Annotated in this window: 21 protein-coding genes and 2 pseudogenes; 18 read left to right on the forward strand and 5 right to left on the reverse strand. The window is 62.6% G+C overall.

Annotation, left to right across the window (positions count from 1 at the left end; all coding sequences use genetic code 11):
* Positions 1-118: 118 nt before the first annotated feature.
* Genes KB874_RS04225 through KB874_RS04235 form a run of 3 tightly spaced genes read right to left on the reverse strand, consistent with a single transcriptional unit; the run spans position 119 to position 3,167 of the window.
* Positions 119-796: an ABC transporter ATP-binding protein gene (locus tag KB874_RS04225; protein WP_212535271.1), complete on the reverse strand. Its 678-nt coding sequence runs from the start codon at positions 794-796 to the stop codon at positions 119-121.
* Positions 793-1,998, reverse strand: a complete 1,206-nt coding sequence (locus KB874_RS04230) for an ABC transporter permease (protein WP_212535272.1) — start codon at positions 1,996-1,998, stop codon at positions 793-795. The genes KB874_RS04225 and KB874_RS04230 overlap by 4 nt, the downstream gene beginning before the upstream one ends.
* The gene (locus KB874_RS04235) at positions 1,998-3,167 is read right to left on the reverse strand and encodes an efflux RND transporter periplasmic adaptor subunit (RefSeq protein WP_249200223.1); all 1,170 of its coding nucleotides are present in this window, start codon (positions 3,165-3,167) and stop codon (positions 1,998-2,000) included. Before KB874_RS04235 ends, KB874_RS04230 begins: the two co-directional genes overlap by 1 nt.
* Positions 3,168-3,375: 208 nt before the next feature.
* Between KB874_RS04235 and KB874_RS04240 the strand changes: the two genes are divergently transcribed.
* The 3 genes from KB874_RS04240 to KB874_RS04250 all read left to right on the forward strand — a co-directional run bounded on the left by KB874_RS04240 (position 3,376) and on the right by KB874_RS04250 (position 5,685).
* Positions 3,376-4,320: a DnaJ C-terminal domain-containing protein gene (locus KB874_RS04240; protein ID WP_212535274.1), complete on the forward strand. Its 945-nt coding sequence runs from the start codon at positions 3,376-3,378 to the stop codon at positions 4,318-4,320.
* Positions 4,317-4,646: a chaperone modulator CbpM gene (locus KB874_RS04245; RefSeq protein ID WP_212535275.1), complete on the forward strand. Its 330-nt coding sequence runs from the start codon at positions 4,317-4,319 to the stop codon at positions 4,644-4,646. The genes KB874_RS04240 and KB874_RS04245 overlap by 4 nt, the downstream gene beginning before the upstream one ends.
* 337 nt (positions 4,647-4,983) lie before the next feature.
* The gene (locus KB874_RS04250; protein ID WP_212535276.1) at positions 4,984-5,685 is read left to right on the forward strand and encodes a VIT1/CCC1 transporter family protein; all 702 of its coding nucleotides are present in this window, start codon (positions 4,984-4,986) and stop codon (positions 5,683-5,685) included.
* 161 nt (positions 5,686-5,846) lie between these two features.
* Here the strand turns inward: KB874_RS04250 and KB874_RS04255 are convergent, their stop codons facing one another.
* Positions 5,847-7,790, reverse strand: coding sequence for an OmpA family protein (locus KB874_RS04255; RefSeq protein WP_212535277.1), 1,944 nt, complete (start codon positions 7,788-7,790; stop codon positions 5,847-5,849).
* Between the two features lie 521 nt (positions 7,791-8,311).
* Here KB874_RS04255 and KB874_RS04260 point away from each other — a divergent pair.
* The 5 genes from KB874_RS04260 to KB874_RS04280 all read left to right on the forward strand — a co-directional run bounded on the left by KB874_RS04260 (position 8,312) and on the right by KB874_RS04280 (position 12,065).
* Positions 8,312-8,791: a hypothetical protein gene (locus tag KB874_RS04260; protein ID WP_249200224.1), complete on the forward strand. Its 480-nt coding sequence runs from the start codon at positions 8,312-8,314 to the stop codon at positions 8,789-8,791.
* Positions 8,792-9,152: 361 nt separating this feature from the next.
* On the forward strand, positions 9,153-9,959 hold the full coding sequence (locus tag KB874_RS04265; protein WP_212535332.1) for a transglutaminase-like domain-containing protein: 807 nt from the start codon (positions 9,153-9,155) through the stop codon (positions 9,957-9,959).
* A gap of 132 nt (positions 9,960-10,091) precedes the next feature.
* Positions 10,092-10,229 carry a hypothetical protein gene (locus KB874_RS04270; RefSeq protein WP_212535278.1) on the forward strand — a complete coding sequence of 46 codons (138 nt, stop codon included), beginning with the start codon at positions 10,092-10,094 and terminating at the stop codon, positions 10,227-10,229.
* A gap of 76 nt (positions 10,230-10,305) precedes the next feature.
* Positions 10,306-10,839, forward strand: coding sequence for a hypothetical protein (locus KB874_RS04275; RefSeq protein ID WP_212535279.1), 534 nt, complete (start codon positions 10,306-10,308; stop codon positions 10,837-10,839).
* Positions 10,840-11,096: 257 nt separating this feature from the next.
* The gene (locus KB874_RS04280; protein ID WP_212535280.1) at positions 11,097-12,065 is read left to right on the forward strand and encodes a transglutaminase family protein; all 969 of its coding nucleotides are present in this window, start codon (positions 11,097-11,099) and stop codon (positions 12,063-12,065) included.
* Positions 12,066-12,241: 176 nt separating this feature from the next.
* On the opposite strand, the pseudogene KB874_RS04285 reads toward KB874_RS04280, so the two are convergent.
* Positions 12,242-13,018 (reverse strand): annotated as a pseudogene (locus KB874_RS04285) (tyrosine-type recombinase/integrase); the annotation flags it as partial.
* A 115-nt stretch (positions 13,019-13,133) separates the two neighbouring features.
* Here KB874_RS04285 and KB874_RS04290 point away from each other — a divergent pair.
* The 10 genes and pseudogenes from KB874_RS04290 (at position 13,134) to KB874_RS04335 (ending at position 24,091) form a co-directional block, all read left to right on the forward strand.
* Entirely contained in the window at positions 13,134-13,391 is a 258-nt protein-coding gene (locus KB874_RS04290; RefSeq protein ID WP_212535281.1) for a helix-turn-helix transcriptional regulator, read from the forward strand.
* Complete coding sequence (locus KB874_RS04295; RefSeq protein WP_212535282.1) at positions 13,391-13,630, forward strand: hypothetical protein; 240 nt, start codon at positions 13,391-13,393, stop codon at positions 13,628-13,630. The genes KB874_RS04290 and KB874_RS04295 overlap by 1 nt, the downstream gene beginning before the upstream one ends.
* Positions 13,627-14,027 (forward strand): annotated as a pseudogene (locus tag KB874_RS04300) (VRR-NUC domain-containing protein). The gene KB874_RS04295 and the pseudogene KB874_RS04300 overlap by 4 nt, the downstream one beginning before the upstream one ends.
* Positions 14,024-15,043, forward strand: a complete 1,020-nt coding sequence (locus tag KB874_RS04305; RefSeq protein ID WP_212535283.1) for a helix-turn-helix domain-containing protein — start codon at positions 14,024-14,026, stop codon at positions 15,041-15,043. The pseudogene KB874_RS04300 and the gene KB874_RS04305 overlap by 4 nt, the downstream one beginning before the upstream one ends.
* Positions 15,040-15,711 (forward strand): hypothetical protein, encoded by a 672-nt coding sequence (locus tag KB874_RS04310; RefSeq protein WP_212535284.1) that lies wholly within the window; start codon positions 15,040-15,042, stop codon positions 15,709-15,711. The genes KB874_RS04305 and KB874_RS04310 overlap by 4 nt, the downstream gene beginning before the upstream one ends.
* Positions 15,712-15,769: 58 nt before the next feature.
* Positions 15,770-16,183 carry an MbcA/ParS/Xre antitoxin family protein gene (locus KB874_RS04315; RefSeq protein WP_212535285.1) on the forward strand — a complete coding sequence of 138 codons (414 nt, stop codon included), beginning with the start codon at positions 15,770-15,772 and terminating at the stop codon, positions 16,181-16,183.
* On the forward strand, positions 16,180-16,869 hold the full coding sequence (locus tag KB874_RS04320; RefSeq protein ID WP_212535286.1) for an RES family NAD+ phosphorylase: 690 nt from the start codon (positions 16,180-16,182) through the stop codon (positions 16,867-16,869). The genes KB874_RS04315 and KB874_RS04320 overlap by 4 nt, the downstream gene beginning before the upstream one ends.
* Before the next feature lie 108 nt (positions 16,870-16,977).
* Positions 16,978-19,926, forward strand: coding sequence for a site-specific DNA-methyltransferase (locus tag KB874_RS04325; protein WP_212535287.1), 2,949 nt, complete (start codon positions 16,978-16,980; stop codon positions 19,924-19,926).
* Positions 19,926-23,471 (forward strand): BPTD_3080 family restriction endonuclease, encoded by a 3,546-nt coding sequence (locus KB874_RS04330; protein WP_212535288.1) that lies wholly within the window; start codon positions 19,926-19,928, stop codon positions 23,469-23,471. The genes KB874_RS04325 and KB874_RS04330 overlap by 1 nt, the downstream gene beginning before the upstream one ends.
* Before the next feature lie 41 nt (positions 23,472-23,512).
* Positions 23,513-24,091 carry a hypothetical protein gene (locus KB874_RS04335; protein WP_212535289.1) on the forward strand — a complete coding sequence of 193 codons (579 nt, stop codon included), beginning with the start codon at positions 23,513-23,515 and terminating at the stop codon, positions 24,089-24,091.
* The last annotated feature ends 403 nt before the right edge of the window (positions 24,092-24,494 follow it).

A 24,494-nucleotide genomic window follows, 5' to 3' on the forward strand; every position in this document is an offset into this window, starting at 1 on the left:
TGTCATGGATCAATCGCCTGACAGATGGATCTTGTGTCCGGCGACCAGGCCAGGACAACTGACCGCGCCCGATTCCAGACGCTGCCAGAGGGCTCCGCAGCAGGGTGAAACAAGCGTTTCATCCCGTTACCACCCCATCTGCGACCTCGATCTGCCGCCGGCAGGAGGCCGCGATCTTTTCATCATGGGTCGAGATCAGAAAGGTCGTCCCCTCCTCGCGGTTGATCTCTCCGATCAGGTCCATCACCTGCTTCGCCGAGGCGCGGTCGAGGTTGCCGGTGGGTTCGTCCGCAAGCACCAGTTCCGGTCGGTTCATGAGGGCGCGGGCGACGGCGACGCGCTGCTTCTGCCCGCCCGACAGGTTGGCAGTGGGGAAATCGATCCGGTCCGCCAGCCCCATGCGCTCCAGCAGATCGCGGCCCCGCGTGCGGGCAGTGGGCGTCTCGCGTCCCTCTCGCACGGCGGTGGGAAAGATCACGTTCTCCAGCGCGGTGAAATCGGGCAACAGGTTGTGGAACTGGAACACGAAACCGATATGGGCGTTGCGAAAGTCCGTCAGCGCGCGATCGTCCGCCGAGATCATGTCCTGGTCCAACATCTCGTAACTGCCGGATGTGGGTTTCATCAACGTGCCGAGGATCGTCAGGAGCGTGCTTTTTCCCGCGCCCGACGGTCCGAGAAGGGCCGCCATCTCGCCCGCCTCGAGGCGCAGCGAGAGGCCGCGCAGCACACGGGTCTCAGCCTCGCCGGTGCCGTAGGTCTTGAACAGGTCGCGGACCTCCAGAAGCGTGCTCATTGGCCGATCGCCGTGACCGGATCGACCCGGGATGCGGCGCGCGCGGGAAGGATCGAGGCGAGGATCGCGCCGATCACCGTCAGGGTGATGGCGAGACCGTAGGACCCTTGCGTGATGTCCATGGGCAGCGTGCCTGGCTCAAACGCCTCACGCGAGGGGAAGGGCAGCAGGGCGAGGTATCCCAGCGCCGCGCCCATCACGCCCCCCATCAGCCCGATCAGCGCCCCTTGCGCGACAAAGACGAAAACGACGAAATTCCGCCCCGCGCCCATCGCCCGCATGATCCCGATCTCCGGCCGTCGCCGATAGGTGGAGAGCATGAGCGCCGAGGCGACGCCAATGACGATGGTGATGAGCGCGAAGGTCTTCAGGAAATACCCGGTCTGCGCCTGCGCGTTCAGCGCCTCCATCAGCTGTTCCGCCCCGTCTGTCCAAGGCACGGCATCGAGACCGGTCAGGGCGCGGATGCGCAGCGCCGTGGCGTCCGCCGCGTTCAGGTCGTCGAGCTTGATCTCGATCCGGGTGACGCCCTGCGGCATGGCGAAGAGTGTCCGTGCCACGGGCAGGCTGACGAAGGCGCGGGCCCCGTCCATCGCGCCATTGCCGGTCTCGAAGACGCCCGAAAGCGTGAGAAGCGCCGTGATCCCACCCGAACTCTGGAGCCGCACCGTCTGGCCGAGGGACAGCGCGAGGTCGTCGGCCAGGTCGCGGCCCAGCACGATCAGGCCGGAGCCGGTCCGGGCAGAGCCTTCGACCATGTAGCCGTCGAGGTCGAGGATCGCGGATTCCCGCCCCGGCATGACCCCGGTCACGCTGACCTGCGACACCTGCGCCCCACGGGTGAGAAAGCCCGCGCCGGTGATCTGCGGCGAGACGGCACGGACGCCGGGCACCGCCTCGATCAGGGGAAGCCACGTCTCGGCTTCGGCCAGTGTCGCGTTCCGCGTCCGGCCCCGCTCCGTCACCGCCAGGACGTGGCCCGCAGGAGCGATCAGCAGGGAGGGATCGGGATCCTCTGCCTCGATCGTGACATGGCTGAGGTCCCCGACCGTGCGCGACAGGATGAACTCGGCCAGCCCGCCGATCAGGGCTGACATGAAGATGAAGATGAACACGCCCACCGCGACGCCCGTGATCAGAAGCGCTGTCTGCGCCTTGTTGGCCGTCAGGTAGCGGGTCGCGATCTTGAGCGCGTAGAGCATCAGGGCCGATCCGCGGCGACGGTCTGACCATCGACGATGCCCGCCGCATCGGTGATCACCACCTCGCCTTCGATCAGGCCCGATGTGACGATCAGGCGTGCGGCAGGCCAGTCGACGACCGTCACTGGCCGGAACTGCGCCGCACCGTCCGCCACGACATAGACTCCTGTCACAGCCCCGTTGGCGTGCAAGGCGGTGCGCGGCACGGTCAGCGCCGCGTCGCGTGTGTCCACGATGATGTTCGCGGCCACGGTCAGTCCCACCGGGGCGGCAACCGGATCGTCGAAGCCGATCCTCACGGTAAGCCCGCCGGTCGCCACGTCCACCAGACGCGACACGAAACTGACATGGCCGTCGCGGGTGTCCGTCTCGCCCGCAAGCTGCATCACCGCGCGCTGACCCTCGCCGATCTGCGTCGCATAGGCCTCGTCCACATCGGCCTCGACCACAAGCACGCTCAGATCGGCGAGGGTCAGCAGCGGCGTGGCCCGATCGACGATCTGACCGACCTCGGCATCCATTGCGAGGATCGTGCCATGCATCGGGGCACGGACCGTGTGATCGCGTAACACGACCTGCGCCTGTTCCAGAACGGCGGTCAGACGCGCGACGTCCTGCTCGGCGGATTGCACCGCACGCGCCTGGGTCTCGAGCACGCTGCGCGCGACATTGACCCCGAGCGCAAACGAGCGGTCATAGGTCTCGCGGGCTTCGTCTCGGGTGATCAGCGCGGCGTCCAGTGCCGCCATCGCCTGCCGGACAACGGCGTTCTGAGCCTCGGCGTCGATCCGGGCCAGGACCTGACCTGCCTCGACCATGTCGCCCTCGGCCACGGGCAGGACCACGAGAGCGCCGCCGACTGATGGGCGCACGTCAACCGAATGCATGGCGGCGATCCGGCCATTGACCGCGAGCACACGCGTCACCGGCGCGGGCATGACCAGCTCCACCGGAACCGGCGTCGGCCGCGCCATCCAGAACTGGGACCAGGCAAGGGCGGCGCATGCCAGCACGAGGAGTCCGGCCAGCCCCCAAAGCCACCAGCGCCGCTTGCGCGCGGGTGTGGGCGGGACCGGTCGCAGGGCCGGAACCCGCGCATCCTGCACGACCGTCTGTCTTGGCGACGGACCGTGGTTCGCCTGAACTTTCGGTTGCCCGGTGGTCGACAAGAAAGACATCCTCCAGAATTCGCCGGCGCGACCCGAACAGACCGTCGTTTCCGGCCGGACGACCGCTGGTGCAGCATATGTCCGAGGGGCTGGCCCGCGTTGATATGGATCAGCGACGACCCCTCTTCGCCGTTGTAATTCCTGCGTATTGACATCGCTCGCGAGCCATTCCCCAGCCGTGCGCGGGAGCGGAAGAGAAGGAGGCTCGATGCTCAACGATCCGTACGAAGCCCTCGGCCTCAAGAAGACCGCCACGGCAGACGACATCAAGAAAGCGTATCGCAAGCTGGTGCGGACCAGCCACCCTGACTTGCATCCGGACGACGCGGATGCCGAGGCACGGTTCAAGACAATCTCCGCCGCCTACGATATCCTGAAAGACCCCGAGACCCGCGCGCGCTACGATGCCGGCGAGATCGACGGCCTCGGCGCAGAGCGTCCGCAGCGCCAGTATTACCGCGATTTCGCGGATGCTGCGGACAATACCTACCAGCAAAGGCGCGGGTTCGGACCGGATGCGGATCCGGCGGATATCTTCGCGGAATTCCTGCGCAATCGCGCGCGGCAGCCCGGGAACGATTTTGGCGGCGGCGGGTTTTCGGCAGCAGGCCCGGACATGCGCTATTCGCTCGAGGTGTCCTTCCTCGATGCGGCGCGGGGCGCCGAGACCCGGATCACCTTGCCGGATGGCCAGAGTCTTGCGGTCAGGATCCCGCAAGGAACCGAAGACGGCCAGACGCTGCGGCTGCGCGGCAAGGGGGCGCCAGGCCTGGGTGGCGGGCCTGCCGGGGATGCGCTGATCACCGTCTTCGTCCAACCGCATCCGGTGTTCCGCCGCGAGGGCGACGATATCCTGCTGACGCTGCCGATCACCATCGACGAGGCCATTCTCGGCGGCAAGGTGCCGGTTCCCACGATCGACGGCCGCGTGAGCCTGACGGTCCCGCCCGGCGCAAGTTCCGGTCAGACGCTCAGACTGCGCGGACGTGGCGTCGCGCATCCGAGGAGCAAGACGAAAGGCGATCAGAAGGTCGAGCTTAGGATCGTCGCGCCACCGCAGACCGATGACGGCCTGCGCGATTTCCTCGCGGAATGGCGCAAGACGCACGCCCATGACCCGCGGGTCGACCTGATGAAGAGGGCCGGGACATGACAGACCTGTTTACCGAGGCAGACGTCGTCGCCACCGTAACGCGGCTGACGCGCGCCCAGCTTTACCAATTCGTGCAGAGCGACCTCGTCCGGCCGCAGCGTGACGCCAGCGGCTATGTCTTTCGACACATCGACATCGCGCGCCTGGAACTGCTGTGCGACCTCTCGCAGGATCTCGAACTCGACGAGGCGGGGCTCGGCATCGTGATCTCGCTCATCGACCAGTTGCACGCCGCGCGCCAGGAACTCGCAACCCTTGCCCGCGCGATAGATGCTCTGCCGCAAGACCTGCAAGCCAGGCTCAGGGCCGAGCTGGGGCGGCTGTGAATGGTCTCTTTCGGCATCCAGATCCCTGACCTGGCCGTTTGCCGCGGAGACCCGGCATCGGAAATGCGGACTGGAGGAGATCCCGCTCGACGCGATTGCGCCCGGCGACCGGCTCCTGATCCGGCAGGCGACGTAGTGCTCGTGGACGGCAATGTGGCGTCCGATGCGAGCTGTTGCCGTGCTGGTCGTCGTCACGCGCTGTCCGCTGGTCCTGGCCGTGCCCGTCGCGTTGCCGGCCCGCCTCTCGCGCGCGGCGCATCGCGCTGAAGGAGCCGGCTGCTCCGAAACCACAGCCTGTCCTCTCAGTACAGGCGGACATTGCACAAGGAACCAGGCCATGAGCCGCCTCTCGCATTCCGAAATTCACATGGTGCATCGCATCGGTTGGCTGCGGGCGGCCGTTCTCGGAGCCAACGACGGTCTCGTCTCGACCGCGAGCCTGATTGTCGGCGTGGCGGCGGCCGGGTCGGGAAAGCCCGAAGTGTTGATCGCGGGGCTTGCCGGGCTCGTGGCCGGTGCGATGTCCATGGCGGCGGGCGAATACGTCTCGGTCAGTTCCCAGACCGACGCAGAGCGAGCGGACATCGCGCGCGAGACCCGAGAACTCGAGGAAACGCCGGAGGCCGAACTCGAGGAACTGACCCGGATCTATGTCGACCGCGGGCTTGACCGCGACCTGGCCGCGCAGGTGGCCCAACAGTTGACAGAACGCGACGCGCTCGGATCGCATGCCCGTGACGAACTCGGAATATCGGAAACCGTGACCGCGCGCCCGATCCAGGCGGCGCTGGTATCGGCGCTTACCTTCGCCATGGGCGCCGCGCTTCCGCTGATCGTCGCGCTGCTTGTGCCGGAAGCTCGGATCGGTCTTCTGGTGGCGGCATCGTCGATCGTTGGCCTCGCGATCCTCGGTGGATTGGGCGCGTCTGCTGGTGGAGCCGGAGTGGTTCGCGGAGCCATGAGGGTCACGTTCTGGGGTGCGCTGGCCATGGCCGCGACAGCCGCCATAGGGGCGGTGTTCGGGGTTACCGTGGGGTAGCCGCTTCGGTCTCAGGATAGAGATGGGGTGGCCGTCGCCAATGCTTTCTTGTCACAAAGGCTCAAGCCCTGGACCGGCAAGTGAGGCATGGAATGATCGAACGTCACCACCCCACGCTGTCGATTGGGGCAAAAGGCCGCCTGCCGCTGGTGCGCAGCGCATCAGTAGCGATACAGAAGCCGCGTGATGCGGCGGACAGCCACGCGTCGGTTCACCCTTTCAGCCTCCAGGGTAGGAACCTGCAGAAAGCTCTCGCCATAACCTTGAACGACCATGTTTTCGGTGGGAACCCCGAAATACTCGCTGAAGGCCAGCGCCACCGACTCCGCCCGCCGATCCGACAGAAGCAGGTTGTAACTTGCGCTTCCCACCGCATCGGTATGGCCTTCGACGAGGAACAACTCGGTCGGATCCTTTGCGATCAACTCGCGCATCAACAGACCCATCTCCCGCAGTTGCTCTGCCTGCGACGGCTGAAGGGCGGCAGAGTTCGTTGCGAAAGTGATGGCCTGCAGGTTGATCACAGGCGCCAATGCGCGCACTTCGGCATATTCCCGCACCTGGCGCAGGCTGAAACTGCGGTCGATGTCGCGCCTCTCGGCAGCAAGCAGTGCCAGGCGCAGGCTTTCGGCGTCGGATGCCTCCCGATAGTCGTAAGCGTCCTGGGCAGGACTGGGCAATTTGTGGACGATCACAGGCTCGAAGCTGCGGGTGTCGTCGATCAACAGATATTCGCGCCCGTCCGGGTCGATGCGCACGCGGTGCAGCGCGCGTCCCGTGGAATCGCGGATCGTGACGATCCGGGTGCCATCGGCACGCGTCACCATGGTGCGGGTCGACCCATCGTTGAAACGTTCCGTGCGCACCTCCGATCCCGGCTGGCGAAGCAGCGCATCGTCATCCTTCAGAACCCGGAAGGACCCATCGTCCTCCTTCACGATCACCCGATCGCCGGTGTTCGTTTCCACCCGCTGACCGTTGGACAGGATCGCCCCGACCGCAACAGCGCCCAGGAAGATCAGGCCCGCCTTTTCAAGATCGCTCAGACCGGTGTCGGGTTGCGCCGTGGCCGCATCGCCAGACGTGGTGGCGCCTGTCTCTTCGCCCGCTGTTTCCTCAACCGGACTGCTGTGGTCGAATTCCTCGCTGCTGGAGCGGTGCGTGCTCTCCGTGACGGTCTCGGTGATCACCTCGGCCTTTGCCTCGGTCCCGGCGTCGGACCCGGCCGCAATCGCCGCAATAGCATCGGACGTCAGCGCATCGACGCAACGGATTGTTCCGTCCGAATCGATGACCTGGGCCGGGCAATCGTCCGCGCTTGCGGCAGGAGCGGGTTGTTCAGACGCTGCGTCGGAGGTGTCCTCAACGGTTTGTTGGTCGACAGCAAGGGCTTCTGCTTCCGTGGCGGCCTTGGCGTCCGCCATGTCCTTTGCCTTGGCCTCGGACCGGGCTTGCTCATCCGCGTCAGCCGCGGCCTTGGCATTCACCTCGGCCTGCGCATGTGCGGCAGCTTCGGCCCGTGCTTGCGCCTCGTCATCCGCGGCTTGTGCAGCGGCAGCCGTGGCGGCCTCGGCTTCGGCATCAAACCGCGCCTGCTCGGCGGCGGCGGCAGCCGCGGCAGATTCTGCGGCCTGTGCAGCCGCTTGTGCCTGGGCCGCCAGCATTTCGGCGGTTTCAGTCGCCACCTTGGCCTGGCCTGCGGCGACATCCGCCTCGCGGGCAAGCCTCGCTGCCTCTGCCTTGGCCTCACCTTTTTCAGCGCCCTTGGCCTCATCCGCCAGTTTTCCCGCAGCCTCGGCTTCGATCGCGGCCTGTCCGGCTTTGTCGGTCGCTGCTCGGGCTTCGACTTCGGCCTTTGCCTGAAGGTCGCGGATCAGGGTTTCGCAGGCGCGCGGATCTGCAACTATTGCCTCGGCGCAAATCTCTTCGAACGAACCGGCCTCGACACGGTCGCGGCGCTCTTTCCGGTCCGACATCGCTCCGTTTTCGTTATCTTTGGCGTCCGTAACGATCTGCGTCGAAGCCGGCAACGGTTGCATCAGCGACAACACCGCGAGAATTGCCGTGGTTGTCTTGCGCGATTTGGAAGTCATCATCTCGGCCATCCTTGAATGTTGCGACTGTCTGAAAACCCTGTGGTCATCTTGGTGGGCCTGGTACTGCCTCTGGTCCGGATGCAGCGTGTCCATGCGTCCAGGCACCAGGCGAAGACTGGAAACGAAACCTCACCCGATCATCCCAATAGCCGGGAACGCCTCCTTCAAGGCTGATCTGGGTTTGTCTTCTGGGCCATTTTGTCGGTCGCGGTTCACCCCGCCACCAAGGCAGACGCAGCAAGAACTTATGGGAGGGCGACGTCAGAAGGCGTCACGTCGAACACCCGATGGGTGCGCCCTTTGTCAACATGTCCTGATGACACTTGGACAGCCGAGGCCGGTTTCTTTCCGCTTCTGAGCAAGACACACCCACTTAATTTCCGTGCCCCTAACCTGCGTCAGCACCCAATGTCCGCCTCGCTGATAGGTGGATGGCAAGAGTTGGATCGCGATGAAGCGATGGCCTGCCTGCCCGCGCTCGAACGCACGACATCCAGCGTCGCGACGCGCAGCGCAAAGGATGATTAGCCATGACATCAGATGAGTACCTTACCGAGACGGCAGTAGAGACGACCGATCTCGAACGGCGCGTGCTGGCCCATGAACGGATCCTGCAGGCCCTGATCGCCTACATGGCCCGTACCGAGCCGCGTTTCGTCGACCATCTGCGGGAACGGTTCGTGGAGCCGATGAGACGGACCCGGCGCGAACACGACCACCGCGAAACAGACGATTACGCGGAAGAATTCATTCGCGCCGTGATGCTCCTCGCAGAAGCGCGCGCGCCCGAAGCAAAGGAGCCGGACGTGTCCGACCATCAGCCGTTGCCGCCTAGAAGCAAAGACGAAAAGGACTCTTCCATGAACCGGCCACCGCAGCGCGGTGGGGTTCAGGTGCGCGAAAGAAACGGCATCTGGGAGGTGCAGGTCGATGGCGAGTTCCGCGGCGACTACCACCAGAAGGAACATGCTCTTGCAGCTGCGGCCTTGCACAAGTTGTCCCTGGGATGACCGGTAGCACCCACCCGACAGTCCTGCCGGACTTCGCGATCCAGGTGGCCGAGAACGAAGGCATGCCAACGAGATCGAATTCCAGGGGCTCCTCGCCACCGCCCGCTCGACGGCTGACCGGAACCCTCAGGCTTGGGCTGTCCAGGCCTCACGCGCCGACCGGCGGGCTCTGGTCCGCCAAGGAGAAAGCCGCGATGAGGCTTCCTCGGGAAAGGTCGATCTCGAGGCTGGCCATTGTGGCTGGAGTGATAGCGTTCGTGGCCTTCCCCGTCCTTGCGCAGGATGGCACCGGCCCGATGCCTCGGAACGCGCATCCTTGCAAGATGATCATGACATGACCGGGCGCGGCCGTGTGTCCGGCATGCGCGTCAGCATCGGCTGCCGTCTGCGCTACAGCTTCCCGCAACCGACGCCGCTGATCGCGCTGCTGAACGTCCACTACTCGCGGTTCGGCGATCTGGAGCGAGCCGATTATCTCGTGACGCAGCCGAGCGTGCCGCTCGAAAGCTACCGGGACGGCTTCGGCAACTGGTGTACGCGGATGGTGGCCCCGGCGGGGGACTTCACCCTGTCCACCGACGGGATCTTCCGCGACACCGGACTGCCCGATCCGACAGCGACCGAGGCCGCGCAGCACGCCGTTCAGGACCTGCCCTTCGAAACCCTGGTCTATCTTCTCGGCAGTCGTTACTGCGATACCGATCTTCTTTCGGAGGAGGCGTGGCGGCTTTTCGAGGCCACCGAACCCGGATGGTCTCGCGTTCAGGCAATCTGCGATTTCGTGCACGGGCATATCCTCTTCGACTATATGCAGGCGAAAGCGACGCGCACCGCATCGCAGACAATGGCAGAGCGACAGGGCGTCTGCCGTGATTTTCCCCATCTCGCCATCGCGCTGTGTCGTTGCATGAACATTCCGGCCCGCTATTGCACCGGATATCTGAGCGACATCGGTGAACCTCTGCCTCATCCGCCTGGGGACTTCGCCGCTTGGATGGAGGTCTTTCTCGCTGGAGAATGGCACATGTTCGACCCGCGGAACAACAAGCCGAGGTTTGCGAGAATCCTGATCGCGCGCGGTCGCGATGCTGCCGATGTCCCTCTGACCCAGACCTTCGGCCAGAACACTTTGACGGAATTCATGGTCTGGACGGATGAAATGGCCTGACTGACTTTGGCGACCTTTTCGATGCACCATCGTAAATCGGGTCGCCAATCCCCATATAGATAGCACCGATGCCAGATATCCCGGTCCGACATGGACGAGGAGTTGGCGTCGACCAATCAAAGGATCGATGACATGTCCTTCAAGGACCTGACCGCCAGGGCTGCGGCTGCAATGAAGCCGAAGCCTGCGGAGACCCCGAAGACGTCTGCCAAGGAGACCGAGCCAAAGGCCGCCTGTAAGGAAGCACCCGCGAAATCCAAGACATCTTGAGACGTGCAAAGGTTATGCCCCTCATTCCGATGAGGGGCGCGGACCACCCACAGCAACAAGGGAAAGGATCACGCCAATGGAAGATCTGACGAGCAAGACCGTCGCGGTTTTTTCCCGGTCGTTCACCGTACCGGGCTTTGCCGAGACGCTCCCGGCGGGTGAGTACGAGATCGAAACGGAGGTGGCTTCACCCCCGGATCGACAGGATCCCGCAGCCTGGAAAGCCTCGGTTCTGGTAAAGCTTCATCCCAGGGCATCGCATCCTGGCCTTGCGAGGACGCTCACCCTTTCTCTTGCCGACCTGGACCAAGCACGCGCCAGGGACAAGCTCACGGGCAAGGCGTTGTCCGACTTCTTCCTTGAAGAAATGCTGGCTGATCCGATGGTACAGCTCGTGATGCAGGCCGACGGGGTCACCGAGGCGCACCTGCGACATCTCTATTCCGGGTCCGGGACGCCTGATCCGAACCTGGCTGCGCCGTCTTCGAAGACGACCGCCCGAGGAGCGCGGGACGAAGAGTCGATCCGGACCGCCGAAAGCGAAGGCATGCCTTCGCGACCGGACGCGCCGCCGCCCTTGCGCACCGGTCCGGCAGCGGGAAAAACGTGATGGCGGACAAGGCCATCGCCGAAAGTGCAGCGCCGGACATCGAGACCGCAAGGGCCTTGGGCGATGTAGCGCAAGAACGCCGATGCCTGCGATGCGAAACCTCGTTCTGGAGCGAAGGTTTCGGAGAACGGATTTGCCGACGCTGCAAGGGGTTGAATGCCTGGCGGAACGCCGTGTCCGTCAGCCCGGGCGCATCGCGCCACCGCTGATCCCCACAGCCGCGCGCCGTCTTCTTCAAATCGAACTGGAACATCACTTTGGCCTGCCTCGACATCGTTCACACCACGACCTACAGATACCGCAACAAGGTCCCTCTTGGGCCCCATCGGTTGATGCTACGTCCCCGAGAAACCAGGGAACTGCGACTACTGGCGCATACCCTCTCCATTTCTCCGATGGCGACGGTGACTTGGTCGCATGACGTGGCCGGCAACTCCGTCGCCACCGCCGTCTTTGACGGCCCGACAGATCATCTGGTGATCGAGAGCCGTGCCACGGTGGAGCTCACCGCGCCAGACTGGCCAGTCTTTGCCATCGCTGCCTCGGCCGCCCAGTACCCCTTTGTCTACGCCGCCGACGAATGGATGGATCTGGGGGCGTTGACGGTACCGCAATACAGCGACCCAGACGGTCGCCTTGCACGATGGGTCGAGGGATTCGTCATGGCGCGCCCGACCGATACGTTGACTTTGCTGAAGGATGTCAGCAATGGCGTGTTCACCCAGATTTCCTACCAGAGCCGAGACACTGAAGGCACCCAGTCACCGATCGAGACGCTAGACCGGCGATGGGGCTCTTGCCGTGATTTCGCGGTCCTGCTCGCCGAAGCTGCGCGAACGCTTGGACTCGGTTCCCGCATCGTGTCCGGTTATCTGTCCGATCCGGAGGAAAGCCTCCTTGGGTCTGCAGGTTCCGGGTCCACCCATGCCTGGGTCGAGATTTTTGTGCCCGGTGCCGGCTGGATTGCTTTCGATCCCACGAACCGTAGCGTCGGATCCCGGAACCTGATACCGCTCGCCGTAGCCCGAAACATCGCACAAGTCACCCCGGTGGCAGGCACCTTTCTTGGAACAAACGTCGATTTGTTGTCGATGGAGGTGCTCGTGAGAGTCGAAAGTGCTTCGGTTCAAGACGGCTCGCTTGCTGGCCCCCAAAAGCGGCGCGGACATCGCGCTTGCCTGATGGCGCCAAATTGGGAATGGATTGCGCCGCCTGAACTAAACTGATTTATATCAGTGATTTAATGGCCAGAGAACGTTGGGCCCTAGTCCCGTTCCCTCCGCGATTTGCCCATGCAAATTGATCTTCCGCGAAAAGCCAACGCTCCGTTCATTCGGCCGGTATTCCTGACCGGGGCGGGACAGGCCGACGTTGATGGGTGACCGAGTCGCGCAAACCCGGCCAGCCGTGCGCCGGTCAGCATGCACAGGCGAATGATGTCTGCCGCCCGCCGATCTTCCGCGGCGTCGAGTGCTGCGGCGAGGCGGGCGATTTCCTCCTTCGACAAAAACCTCTCGCGCGGTGTCTCGGTGCGGCGGTGGAAGCGCTGGGCGGGATTGTCCTCGCGCCAGCCCCACTGGACGGCCAGCGTGAACATCTTCCGCAACACCTCACCGATCCTGTTGGCGCGCACCGGGGTCGGCTTCGCCCCCTGCAGTTTCCGCGCACGGTTGTTCGGCTTTTCCTTGTGCGGCCGCGCCCTGCCTTCGGCAATCTTCGTCAGGAGCTTGTCCACATCGGTGGGCGTGATTTCCGTCACGAGCTTGCGGCCCCAGACCGGCGCGACCAGTTTGGCCAGCGCCGACCGCTGATCGGCCGCGCTGCGTTCTGACAGCTTCGGCAGATGCTCGGCACAATAGCGTTCGATCAGATCGGTCACGCGGGGCGCCTCCCGTTTCGCCTCGCGCTGGGCGAGAGGATCAGACCCCGCATCGATCTCCCGCCGCAATTCCTTCGCCCGCTCCCGTGCCGCCGATACCGACCATTCTGGCCAGCGTCCGAAGGTCATCCGGCGCTGCCGGCCGGCATGGCGATAATCCAGCGTGAAGGCGCGCCCGCCGCCGCGGTAGATGCAGACCGCAAAGCCGCGCACGTCGGCGTCGAATATCTGGTAATCCCGCCCCGGTACAGGCTGGGCGTCGCGGAGCACTTTCTCGGTCAGTTTGATGCGTTCCGGCATGAACTCAGTCCTTGTTGCATCCGACACCCTCTGCCTCGCCGCCACCCTGTCGGCTCTGCGCTCACTGGTTCTGCAACACGCCCCTGATTTCGGGGCCAGGACCAGGGAGACCCCGATGCCGCATCCCGGATCGATGCCAGAACCGAAAGACAAACCCCGCACCTTGCTGGTCGGCTGGATCAGCCGCCTTGACCTCGCCCTGGAGCTCGGCCTGTCGGTCGACACCCTGCGCCGCTGGGAGGCTCAGCGCACAGGACCGCCGTGCGTGCGTGCCGGCCGCAAGGTCTTCTATCGCCGCGCCGCTGTCGAGGAATGGCTCGAAGAGCAGGAGCAGGCCGCACCGCGCCGCCGCCGTTCCGGGGGACGCCGGTGATGTCGCGATTTGACCGTACATCCGCGTGGCCCGCCGATCGTGTCGCCGAGGCGCGCGCCGTCATCGCGGATGCCGCACATCACAGCGATCACCTCATCAGGCTCGCCTGTGCCGTCCTGTCCGCCCATGGCGAGACGCTTACCGAGCGCGAAGAGGCGCAGCGTCTCCTCGTGGTGATCGATGCGCGCCGGCCGGTACTCCGCGCCCAGCGCGAGGACCAGGCGAGGAGCGCACGATGACGCGGCGCGGCACACCCGAGGCCGATCTGCAGCGTTCGGTCGTCCAGGCCCTGCGCGTAGCCCTGCCCTGCCCCGCACCGCGATCATCCATCACTGCGCCAACGAGGTGACCGAGGGCGGGCCGCGCGGGGCAAAGCGTCAGGCGATCCTCGTCGGCATGGGCGTTCATGCCGGCTTCGCCGATCTGATGATCCTGTGCGAAGGCCGCATCCTGTTCCTCGAGCTGAAGGCACCGAAGGGCCGGCTGCGCCCCCAGCAGCAGGCGTTCCGCGATGCAGTTCTCGCACAGGGCTTCGGCTGGGCGCTCGTCCGCAGCCTCAACGACGCGCTGGGCGCGCTCGCGGAGCACGGTTTCACCACCCGCATTGCCCCGGCCCTGCGGAGACCTGCGCCATGAGCCACGAGGCGACCAACTGGGCCATCAAGCAGCGCGGGTTGAAGCCCACGACGAAAATCGTGCTCTGGCATCTCTGCGATCGGTTCAACCCGGACTATGGCTGTTTCCCCTCCCAGGAGCGGCTGGCGCATGATTGCGAGATCAGCCGTTCCACGCTCAACACGCATCTCGGCCAGCTGGAGGCCGCAGGCCTGCTGCGGCGCGTGCCGTGGATCGATCCGGTGACCAGGCGCCAGCTGCCGACCCGCTACATCCTGGGCTTTGAGCCGGGCTTCACACCTTTGGATGTGGTTCCGTGTCCGAATACCGGACACGGCGACGAGACGCGTATGGACATCGTCGACGATGCCGGTTGCATGCCCCTCGACGCAGACATCGACGCGCTGCCGTGTCCGGAATTCGGACACGGGATCGAGGCCGGAGCCGTGTCCGATTTTGCGCCCGAGCCGTGTCCGGAAAATCGCGAAAGCCGTGTCCGAAATCCGGACACTAACCTTGTAAGAGAACCTCTAAGTAAACCAGTAAAGGAGGAGGAGGGCGCGCAGACGCGCACGGCGATCTCTGATCGGTTTTTCGGGGAGCTGCTCCAGGCGCTGGGCCTCGATCCCGCCGCCTTGCCCGGCTGGTGGCAAGGCTGGCCACCCCAGCTGCACGTCCAGCGCTGGCGGGACGAGCTGGGGCTGACCGAGGCCGAGATCGTCGCGGTGGCGAAGGCGACCCGTCAGGACCACCCCGAACCGCCCGATGGGCCAAAAGCGCTGGACCGCGCCATGCAGCGGGCCGCCCAGCGCCGGATGCAGACCGACGCGGCAAAGGCGGCGCATGGCGAAACCCGTCGCCGGAAGCGCGCTGACGGCCCGCGGCACAGCGAAGACGAGCTCGCCGCTTTCTACGCCGAGTTGGTGAACTCCGACCGGTTCCTGCCACCAAACACGATCAGCAACACCATGCGCGATGCCATGCTGGGCCGGGGCCTGGTCACGGTCGAGCGGCTCCGACTGAGAGGCGTGCGATGAGCCTGCCTCGACACATCACCCGCGCCGGCGGCACGACGGTGAAACGCGCGCTGGGCGTTCAGGCGGCGCTGGAATGGGCGTTCCGGGTCGAGAAGGCCCAGCTGGATCTTCCGACGCCGCAGGACGCGACCGACGAAGGGTTCGGCTTCGGCCTCGAATACGTCCTGCTGCAACGCGCCGCGCTAGGCTGCAAGGTCGACGGTGGCCAGCACAAGATCGGCAGCTATACCCACGAGGACGCCGAGGTGATCGCCGCCACTGTCGCCGGGATTCCCGAGAACCTAGGCGGAAGGCGCATGGCAATCCGCGTCGCCGAACTGGCCCGCGCCGGGCTGACCCCCGACTGGATGCCCGGGGCCGTCCCGCACTGCGTCCCGCTCGAGGTAAAGCGCAATCAACATGGCGAACGGGCGACCACCATCGTCGTCGGGACCGAAAGCATCCTTGTCCGCGGGAGGTGGCGCACGGTCGAGGTTCTGGCCTGCCCGGTCACCTACGTCCCGCATCCGCATCAGATCGAAGCCGCACGCCGCGCCTACGAGGATTGGTGGCAGGCGCTGGGCTGGATCCGGGATGGGCTGATCGAAGGAGGCCTGCTGCGCGCGGTCGTGGTGACGGCGGCGATGCCGATACCAAAACCTTGGAAGCGGGCGCACGCACTTGGGTAATAGATTGCCATTGCCATTTGGCATTATTATTCTATATTAATGCCAAAGGAGATCAGCCATGCAGTTCGCTACGGTCCAATCAATCACAGCACGCCCGGATCTACCTGTCATCACGGATGACGAGGCGGCGGCACTAGCGCGCGCAACAGTCAACTTATTCCGCGCTTGGGATCTAACGGATGTAGAAGCTCGCGTATTGCTCGGCGACATGGCCCAGCGCACATGGGCACGCTGGAAGACCGGTGACATCGGCCGCATCGACCGCGATCTGCGAGCCCGGATGGCGATCCTGATGGGCATCCACAAAGCGCTGCGCTACCTCTTCACCGAACCAGCCCGCGGCTACGCGTGGATCCGCAAGCCCAGCGTGGCTTTCGGAGGGCGCAGCGCGCTGGACGTCATGATGCGGGGTGAGATTACGGACCTGATCGATCTGCGCAGCTATCTTGATGCAGAACGGGGTGCCTGGTGAATGCACCTGTCCGCCGCGTGACATGGCCACGCACTGTCCGCATCATCCGCTCCATCCACCCGCCTATCGACCTCTTCGAGGACATAGCCGATCCTGCAGATTGGGAAGCGTTGGCCTCAGCCGAAGCCAAGTTCAATCCCCGCATCCGGGACAGTATCGGTGATCTGTCCAAGGTACCGGTCGCGCGCCGCGTGACTGGACCCGGCGCAAGTTGGGTCATGGCACCGTTCGTCCATTGCTCGCCCCTTCGGCCTGGGCGGTTCTCGGACGGCAGCTTTGGCCTGTACTACGCAGGCGACAGCACCGAGGTAGCAATTGCAGAAACCATCCACCACCACGCTCGGTTTATGCGCGCAACCAATGAGGCGCCCGGCTGGACGTCGCAGTTCCGCGAACTGACTGGGTCCATCGATGCAGATCTCGACGATGTGGCCGGCAACGCCGATCTTCTGCACCCAGACGACTACGGCCCCTCGCAGGTCTTCGGCGCCGAGCGGCGCGCGGCCGGGTCAAACGGCATCACCTGGCCCAGCATCCGTTATCCCAACGGCCAGTGTATCGCTGTCTTCTGGCCCGACGTGATCCCGATCCCCACGCAGGGCGCGCATTTTGCCTATCACTGGAACGGCGCCGCGGTGGATTTCGTTAAGCAGCTGGACAGTGGCGAGGTGTGGCACGTCACATGACCCTGTCAAAGACGGTCAGCCTCAATCCGCATTCATCAACTTTGGGCTGCATTTCGCCTGAAAACTACTTAGCTTGGCCGCAAAAGCCGATGTCCCCGAAGGTACCCTATGTCCGAATCCCTGCGTGATCTCATCCTTTCCCTTATTCCCGAAGACGGCTCCACCATCGGCAATCGCGCCATTATCGCACGGCTCCGCGAAGACATGCCGAATCTGACGGACGAGGACTATCACGAGGTGCGTGACCAGTTGATCGCCGAAGGCTTGCTTGCCAAAGGGCGCGGCCAGGGTCGCTCGGTCGCAAGGACGCATGGTGACGCGCCCAAGGCACAGCAGTCCGCCAAGCCCAAAGCCGCGCCCATCGCATCGGCGGCCGGGTCAGCCGCCTATGCGCATGCCGACGAGGCCGTGCTGCGGCCGGATGTGGGCGTCGAGGCGCAGTTCTCGCATCGCAAGCCGCCGAAGACCTATCGCTACGACTCCAGCCTCGCGCCGGAACTAGCATGGGATGAGAATGGCGAGCGGCCGTTTGCGGAATGGCTGCTCAACTTGGTGGCCGAGGCGGCGGAGAAGGGAGAGGCCACGGTCTTTGCCGAGCCGCAGGTCTGGCAGGGCACGGATGAGCCTTTCACCTCGCTCTGGCAATGCGCGGCGCGGCTGCGCAGCCTGACCAAGCCCTTCCTGAACTGGGCGGGCAAGGCCGAGCGGCAGCAGATCGCCGTGCCGACGCTGCCCCTGTTCGTGCACGAGCGGCATTCGACTCAGGCGATCCTCGAGACGCTGAAGTCGCATAAGGCGCGCGGCCAGACGCTCGACCTGTTTGGCGATCTGGACCTCGACATCGCCGACCGGCTGGACGCCTACGAGCACAAGGGCCCCTGGACCAACCGCCTGATCCTTGGCGACTCGCTGCAGGTGATGAACTCGCTTCTCGAATACGAGGGGATGGGCGGCCAGGTGCAGATGATCTATTTCGACCCACCCTATGGCGTGAAGTTCGGCTCTAACTTCCAGCCCTTCGTCCGGAGCCTCGCAGTCAAGGACAAGCACGGAAATGACGATCAGATGAGCCGTGAACCCGAGATGGTGAAAGCCTATCGGGACACTTGGGAATTAGGGCTGCATTCTTACCTCTCGTATCTGCGTGACCGGCTGAAACTTGCGCGTGAAATGCTCACACCGTCCGGGTCAATTTTTGTTCAGATGTCGGACGACAACGTTCATCATGTTCGTGAAGTACTTGATGAAGTTTTCCCGGGTGGTTTCGTTTCACAGATCAGCTTCCAGACGACATCAGGATTTGACTCCTCCACAATGCCGACAGTCGGCGACTACTTGCTGTGGTACACACGCGACCCGAAGCTTGTGAAATACAACAAGGTGTTCAGACCCCAACCAGTCGAACCCGGAAAAGGCAACGCACGCTGGGTCCTTTTTCCTGATGGCACTTATCGAGGAGTGACAAAGGCTGAGGAACGCGGCGAGGTCGATCTCCCGCCCGATGTTAGGCTTTATAAGCCGGGTGACCTGCAGTCACAGGGCGCGGCTTCGGAACCTCAGCCTTTTGAACATGAGGGGAAGACTTACAAGCCAGGCGCAAATTCGCATTGGAAGGCAAATTATCCCGACGGGATGGAAAAGCTAGCCAAGGCGGGCCGTATCCATGTCGCGAAGAACAGCATTCAGTATCGGCGTTTCTCAGATGACTTTCCTTTTGAGCAAATCGGGAACATCTGGACCGATACGATTACGGGGAGCTTCACCGAAAAGAAGTCTTACGTTGTCCAGACAAGCACAAAGGTTATCGAACGCTGCATACACATGACGACCGAACCAGGTGATATCGTCATGGATATCACCTGTGGCTCTGGCACCACGGCGGTGGTGTCCGAAGAATGGGGTCGTCGGTGGATTACCGTGGATACCTCACGCGTTCCAATCGCCCTAGCTCGACAACGCCTCCTGACGCGCGCATTCCCATGGTACCGGCTCAAGGAGCCTTCGAAGGGACCTGCCGGTGGGTTCGTCTACGAGCGCAAGCGCAACAAGAAGGGCGAAGAAGTTGGCGGCCTGGTCCCGCGCATTACCCTCAAGTCGATTGCGAACGACGAAGACCCCAAGATGGAGGTCCTCGTCGAGCAAGCTGAAGTAAACGACAAGATAACGCGGGTCTGCGGCCCCTTCACCGTCGAGGCCACGATCCAGGCCGCGATGAGCATGGAGGAGGATGCCGAGGGCGCCTCGACGCAGCCGCAGTCCTCCAGCCCGCGCTCTTATCTCGACCGGATGATCGAAGTGCTGCGGCAGAGCAAGTCGCTCAGCCTGCCGGGCAACGAGACGCTGCAGCTCGAGAACGTCCGTCCGCTGGCCGACCGCGAATACCTGCATGCCGAGGCCGTGGCGAAGAACGGCAGCGAAAAGACCATCGCCATCGCCTTCGGCCCCGAGGACGGCGCTATCGGCTCGGACTACGTGTTCAATGCCGCGATGGAGGCCATGCAACAGGGCTTTGGCCAGCTGTTCCTGTTCGGCTTTGCGATCCAGGCCAAGGCTCGTGAGCTTCTGGAAAAGATGAAGATCCCCACGGCCTATATCGCGGTGACGCCAGATGTGGTTATGTCGGACCTGCTGAAGACGTCAAAGAACAGCGAAATCTTCTCGATCACCGGCCTGCCGGATGTGAAACTGAAGAAAGCAGGGCAGCGCGCCGATGGCACGCCGCTCTATCGCGTGGAGCTGCGCGGGCTCGACATCTTCATGCCGCATCTGATGGACACGGATCACATCGACGCCGAAAACCTGCCCTGCTGGATGCTCGACACCAATCACAACGGCATGGCGTTCTATGCCAGCCAGGTGTTCTTCCCGAAGACCAGCGCCTGGGACAACCTGCAGAAGTCGCTGAAGGGCCAGTTCGAGGACAGCGTCTGGTCGCATCTGGCTGGGACGGTCAGCGAGCCCTTCGCGCTGGGTGACAAGAAGCGGATCGCGGTGAAGGTGATCGACGAGCGCGGCAACGAGCTGATGGCGACCCGCAGCGAAGAGGATGCCGTCTGATGTCCGTCGCCGCAGAACAAGACGCACCGCAACCGATCCCCGAGGATCAGCCGGTCATCATCAACTCGCCGTTTCGCGAGCCACAGGTTCACTGGAAAGTCGAGAAGGCCAAGCCCCCTTACAAGGCAGAGGGCCGTCGGCGCGCGAGCTATTTCTACCGCGTGCCGGAACACTCCGGCCGGGGCCGCCGCGACCGCAATCAAGCCGAACTGTTTGAAAGCCAAGCAGGCGAGGAGGTCGAGCTCGAGATCGTCAACGCGATCCGCGGCCGCGTGAAAGATTGGCGGGCGGGCATCCACAGCGGTGGCGTGGCCTATGACGGTGCGTCGCCTGTGACAAGGGAACTTCTGGAGCTTTGGCGCGGTGATCAGCGCATGCAGCGGCTGTTCTTTGCGCAAATCGAAGCGGCTGAAACGATAATTTTTCTCGTTGAGGCAAAGGACGCCTACCGCAAAGGCGTTCCCGAAATCCCCCGCGACGAGCCTGGACTGGAGGCAAAGGCGGCAGGCATCCGCGCCTTCATCCGCTACGCCTGCAAGATGGCGACAGGCAGCGGCAAGACGACAGTAATGGGCATGCTGGCCGCCTGGTCGATCCTGAATCGCGTCGCTTCACCACGAGACGACCGGTTTTCGGACACGGTTCTGATCGTCTGTCCGAACGTCACGATCCGCGAGCGGTTGCAGGAACTGGATCCAGCGCTGGGCGATATCAGTCTCTATCGGACGAGGCAGCTCGTCCCGCCACACCGCATGGAAGAGCTGCGCCGCGGCGAGGTGATGATCGCGAACTGGCATCGTCTGGCGAAGAAGGAGACCAACACCGTCAACGGCGATAGCGCCAAGGTCGTGAAAACCGGCGAACCGGTCGAGGTCGTCAAAAACGCTGGCAAGGCCAACGAGAGCGTGGAGACGAAGTACTTCGAGTCTGATCCGGCATGGTTCAAGCGCATCCGGCGAGAGCTGGGCAGCGGCAAAGGGCGGAGCCCGCATTGGTTGATCTTCAACGATGAGGCCCACCACGCTTATCGCCGAGGTGATGCGGCTAGCGAGGAAAGCCTCGACGAGGACAAGGATCTCGCCAGAAAGAACGCCCGGGAAGCGACAATCTGGGTTGAGGCGCTGGACAGGATCAATAAGCTGGCTGGTGGTGGCCGCAGGCGCGGGATCAACCTGTGCGTCGATCTGTCTGCAACGCCCTTCTACATCCAGGGGTCGGGCAACGAGGTCGGGAAGCCGTTCCCTTGGATCGTATCCGACTTCAGCCTGCTCGACGCCATCGAATCGGGCCTAGTGAAGATCCCGCAGCTGCCCGCTCGAGATGTATCGGGGGCGGAAGAAGCGGCGTATTTCAACATCTGGCGGTGGGTGCAGGCCAAAGCCAAGGAAGATGGACTAGGCACCAACATCACGCCTGAAATCGTGATGAACTATGCGTCGGCACCGATCAATCTGCTGGCTCAAGAATGGTACCAGCGGTTTTCGGAGTGGGAGCAGCAGTCCAAGCAGCAGCAGAAGCACCCGGTGCCGCCCGTGTTCATCGTGGTCTGCCGCGACACAGCAGTCGCCAAAGAGGTCCACGGTTGGATGGCGAACGGCAATGATAGCTACGGCGTCGCGCCAAGCTGGTTCAGGAACGCGCCAGGACAGGAAGTCACGGTTCGCATCGACTCGAAGGTGATGGAGGATATCGAGGACGGCGGCTCAAAGGACGAGACAAAACGCCTTCGGTTCATCCTCGACACCGTAGGCAAACCGACTTGGCCAGGAGGCAGGATCCCTGAAGATTGGTCAGAACTAGTCCGCAAGCACAATGACAAGGTCGCAAGCGACGACAACGACGGTTCACTGAAGTGGATCGATGAGCGCATTCCGCCCGGTCGCGATGTGCGGTGTATCGTTTCTGTCGCTATGCTGGCGGAAGGGTGGGACGCGAACACTGTCACGCACATTGTTGGCCTTCGGCCATTTGGGTCTCAGCTCCTGTGCGAGCAGGTCGTCGGCAGAGCACTGCGCCGCAAGAGCTACGCGTTGAATGAAGAAACACAGATGTTTGCAGAGGAGACCGCAAAGGTCTTTGGGGTTCCGTTCGAACTGATACCTTTCAAAGTCAAACCGGCTGGGCCGCAGCCGCCTCAGCCTGACCCAAACCACATTTTTTCCGTCCCAGAGAAAGTAGACTACGAAATCACATTCCCGATTGTGTCTGGCTACCATCAAACGGGGCAGTTCGACGTTCACCTCGACTGGTCCAAGGTATCCAAGGTCACGATTGACCCGATGAAGGTTCCGCAGACGGTCGAACTCACGCCGCTGACTTCACCGGATGGCTCACTGGCAGTTTTCGGGCCGGGCGAACGACCTGTCTTGTCCTTAAAAGACTGGCGAGCGCGATTCCGCGATCAACAAGTCGCATTTAGGTTGGCTCGGGAGGTCTGCGCCCGTTGGCAAGCGGACAACGGCGCAGAAGCTGTCCCGGTTCAACAACTGTTTCCGAAGGTTGCGTTCGCATCAAAGCGGTTCCTCGACGAGAAGCTTGATCTCAAGGGCGATAGTCTTCCGAGGGACTTGCTGCTGGTAGGCGAGTACATGCAGGCCGCGATCAGCTCTCTGCTTGAAGCGATCAAGAAAGGTTCGAGAACGGGAGAGCGCGAGGTCGCGGTGATCCCCACAGGCGCTGCCGGGCGTGGGAGCACTTTGAACGTCGATTTTCATACGACCAAGCCAATCTACCCGGTCAACCTGTGCCACCTCAACGCAATGGTGGCCGATACTGAAAAGTGGGAACAAAGCGCCGCATTCCTGCTCGACAGCCATCCTGGGGTAAGGCGTTGGGTCAAGAACGACAGGCTCGGCTTCACTGTTCCTTACCGACATCGAGGCGTTGTCTCACGATATGTTCCTGACTTCATCGTTGTCACCGACAAAGATCTGAATGTGATCATCGAGATCAAAGGTCGAGTGAATGACGACGCTGACGCAAAAGCAAAGGCAGCTGAGCGCTGGGTCGAAGCTGTAAACCATACAGGCGGACACGGGACGTGGCACTACATATTGGTGGATGACCCAGGCAAAGTCGGACTGGCCATCAATGGTCTGACAAGTCAGAAGTGGGATTTGGAACAGCAGAGTGCCAACTTGCCACTGTTCAACGATGATCAGCTTTCGAACGAGCTCAATGGAACCCTGCTCCAGCACTTTGGTGACATGCCAAACATGGTTGAGATAGGCCGAATACTGTTTGAAAGGGCGCGGCACGAGCACAGAGATTTCTTTCAGCTAGAGCATATTGAATCTGCTGCAAAAGCCGCATCATGCGAAGGAATTCAAGGGCTGTCTGTTGTTTCGGCATTGACAGACTATGATCGCCCACTCTTGCGCATGAAACTATTTCCGGTTTCCGCACCGACCAGCACTGCAGACCTAGCCGATCTATTTAAAATGATGGCCGCTTGGAAACAAGGCAGGGTTACTGAATCTGAATGGCGAAACTGGGCAAATAGCATCGAAATACGGTGGGAGTTAAGGGAAGGGCTTGTGCAGTGACTGTAAACCCTAACTCAGTTCTCGCCTTTGCAGAATTGCTAATGAAGAAGTCACCAGACTTCGTTGACCTCATTTGTGCCAGCACAGATGATCAGTTCGACAAAGCCTTTGACGCTTTCGTCGAGGGGGCGGTTGAGCATTTGGAAGTGAATAAGAAGAACTTCGCAACCCTAAACGAAGTAGGTCTGTCAGGTGTATTTACTGCATCGCTTAAAATTCCTGGTGTATCAGTATGTCAAGAAGCACATTCGAATGGCCATGTGGACATCACTGTCCATTTGAACTACTGCACACCCGTCAGAAAGAAACTCTTCGAAGCCAAAATATATGGTGGACCAAGCTATCATATAAGTGGGCTAGAACAGCTCCTCAGCCGATATACAACTGGAAGAGAAGGGCGAGGCGTTGTTCTTTCATATGTTAAGAATAAGAACATCGCGCAACTAGTAAAATCCGTGAGAGCAAAGATGGATGAAGATTTGCCCTGCAGTCAGCAGGGCCATACTTCAGACCACACCCTCAAATGGTCTTTCTTGTCGCACCATGCGCACTCCTGTGGCGAAGAGCTCGCGGTTGCGCACGTGAGCTGCAATCTCTTCCTGGAGGGTTCCGACAAATAGCTTCTTGCTGGGCCTTGACCTCGGCCCAGCGTTTTTTTGCCGTACGACTTTGAGCTTCTCAGCCATTTGACTTTGATCGGGCTCCCCCTCCTCTGGTTCCTCCCCGGCGTCTAACGTATGCGGGGGGGCGCAGCGCAGCATTTCGCTAGCGTCAGGCATTTTCACCGGGGAAGCCACCGGGAAGCCACCCCGCGAAGCTCGCGCAAAATTGCTGAGTCAGATCAGAGGCTTGTGAAATCACCGCCTGACCAGGGTGGATTCCCGACGGGAAGCCAGGGAATGTGAACAGGCATGCAATTTTGACCCCGTAGCGGGGTAATCGGCGCCCAAAAATGACCCCCTTACACTGATGGTCATGATGCTCCCGAGGTCATCGGGGAGCGCAGTGTGGGATGTTGATCGT

This window comes from Thetidibacter halocola (assembly GCF_018224955.1).
In the GTDB taxonomy this organism is placed as follows: Bacteria; Pseudomonadota; Alphaproteobacteria; order Rhodobacterales; family Rhodobacteraceae; genus Thetidibacter; species Thetidibacter halocola.

What these genes read in the sequence shown, in the direction of transcription:
- KB874_RS04255 (WP_212535277.1), bottom strand. Translation starts at nt 7,790, where the DNA reads ATGGCCGAGATGATGACTTCCAAATCGCGCAAGACAACCACGGCAATT.
- KB874_RS04240 (WP_212535274.1), top strand. Translation starts at nt 3,376, where the DNA reads ATGCTCAACGATCCGTACGAAGCCCTCGGCCTCAAGAAGACCGCCACG.
- KB874_RS04295 (WP_212535282.1), top strand. Translation starts at nt 13,391, where the DNA reads ATGTCGCGATTTGACCGTACATCCGCGTGGCCCGCCGATCGTGTCGCC.
- KB874_RS04250 (WP_212535276.1), top strand. Translation starts at nt 4,984, where the DNA reads ATGAGCCGCCTCTCGCATTCCGAAATTCACATGGTGCATCGCATCGGT.
- KB874_RS04325 (WP_212535287.1), top strand. Translation starts at nt 16,978, where the DNA reads ATGTCCGAATCCCTGCGTGATCTCATCCTTTCCCTTATTCCCGAAGAC.
- KB874_RS04270 (WP_212535278.1), top strand. Translation starts at nt 10,092, where the DNA reads ATGTCCTTCAAGGACCTGACCGCCAGGGCTGCGGCTGCAATGAAGCCG.
- KB874_RS04260 (WP_249200224.1), top strand. Translation starts at nt 8,312, where the DNA reads ATGACATCAGATGAGTACCTTACCGAGACGGCAGTAGAGACGACCGAT.
- KB874_RS04310 (WP_212535284.1), top strand. Translation starts at nt 15,040, where the DNA reads ATGAGCCTGCCTCGACACATCACCCGCGCCGGCGGCACGACGGTGAAA.
- KB874_RS04245 (WP_212535275.1), top strand. Translation starts at nt 4,317, where the DNA reads ATGACAGACCTGTTTACCGAGGCAGACGTCGTCGCCACCGTAACGCGG.
- KB874_RS04275 (WP_212535279.1), top strand. Translation starts at nt 10,306, where the DNA reads ATGGAAGATCTGACGAGCAAGACCGTCGCGGTTTTTTCCCGGTCGTTC.
- KB874_RS04265 (WP_212535332.1), top strand. Translation starts at nt 9,153, where the DNA reads ATGCGCGTCAGCATCGGCTGCCGTCTGCGCTACAGCTTCCCGCAACCG.
- KB874_RS04230 (WP_212535272.1), bottom strand. Translation starts at nt 1,998, where the DNA reads ATGCTCTACGCGCTCAAGATCGCGACCCGCTACCTGACGGCCAACAAG.
- KB874_RS04225 (WP_212535271.1), bottom strand. Translation starts at nt 796, where the DNA reads ATGAGCACGCTTCTGGAGGTCCGCGACCTGTTCAAGACCTACGGCACC.
- KB874_RS04305 (WP_212535283.1), top strand. Translation starts at nt 14,024, where the DNA reads ATGAGCCACGAGGCGACCAACTGGGCCATCAAGCAGCGCGGGTTGAAG.
- KB874_RS04335 (WP_212535289.1), top strand. Translation starts at nt 23,513, where the DNA reads ATGAAGAAGTCACCAGACTTCGTTGACCTCATTTGTGCCAGCACAGAT.
- KB874_RS04330 (WP_212535288.1), top strand. Translation starts at nt 19,926, where the DNA reads ATGTCCGTCGCCGCAGAACAAGACGCACCGCAACCGATCCCCGAGGAT.
- KB874_RS04315 (WP_212535285.1), top strand. Translation starts at nt 15,770, where the DNA reads ATGCAGTTCGCTACGGTCCAATCAATCACAGCACGCCCGGATCTACCT.
- KB874_RS04290 (WP_212535281.1), top strand. Translation starts at nt 13,134, where the DNA reads ATGCCGCATCCCGGATCGATGCCAGAACCGAAAGACAAACCCCGCACC.